1 protein-coding gene is annotated in these 855 nt (G+C 39.3%); it reads right to left on the bottom strand.

Annotated features, from left to right (window positions below; all coding sequences use genetic code 11):
- Positions 1–749, bottom strand: a 749-nt coding sequence (locus tag CO726_RS31130; RefSeq protein ID WP_099686849.1) for an IS30 family transposase, incomplete at its 3' end; no start/stop codon positions are given.
- Positions 750–855 lie beyond the last annotated feature (106 nt).

The following is an 855-nucleotide window of genomic DNA, read 5'->3' as shown; positions in this document are numbered from 1 at the left end:
GGATCGGCAAAGAACACTGCTATTTTCAAGTCATTTTCTACTCGTTGATAACACGAAAATTCTTTTCCCCTATCAACAGTAGCGGTTTGAAATGCAGTGGATGGATACATAGAAGTAAGCTGTTTGATAGCGAATTCCATTGATTCTGTCGTTCGGTCTGGAATGACAATCGCTTGGTAATACCGTGTTTTTCGTTCCACAAATGTTGCGAAACAACCCTTGCTTTTTCCGCGACTTGAGACAATTGTGTCTAATTCCCAGTGCCCGAATGTCTCTCGCTTTCTAACTTCCGATGGTCGTTTTTGAATAGATGTCCCAATATTGAAACGTCCGCGTGTCTCTTTGGGTTTTTGGCGTTTCCCTTTCTGCCTTAATAAAGACAGATCCTGTCGGAACAGTTTCCCTTGGTATAACCAGTTATAGATTGTTTTAAAGGAAACCTCACCTTTCAAATGGCCATGCTGGATTTGTTCTGGAGACCAAGTAACCTCTAATTTTTCTTGAATTTTTTTCACAAGTTCTTTGGACCATTTACCGATAGGTTTACAAGTGGTTCTTCGCTCGATATATTGTCTATGCGCTTGTTCACTGTCGTACACCTTGTTTTCTTTTGAATTTCTTTTTAACTCTCGTGCGATAGAAGAATGATGTCGCTTCAAAATCGAATCTATTTTTCTTGTGGAATATCCCAATTTATAAAGTGATTCTAGTTGTCCACGTTCAAACGTGGTAAAATGAGAATAGCTCATACTCGTCCTCCGTGTTAAGTAAGTGGTGTGGTAACTTCTACTTTACACGAAGCGAGGTGAGCTTTTTGTTTTTTTTAGGTGTCGCACTTAATAATACAATGTGTCA

The organism is Bacillus fungorum (assembly GCF_002746455.1).
GTDB lineage: Bacteria > Bacillota > Bacilli > Bacillales > Bacillaceae_G > Bacillus_A > Bacillus_A fungorum.
The sequence above is the reverse complement of the archived record's forward strand: the minus strand, read 5'-3'. Positions and strand labels throughout refer to the sequence as shown.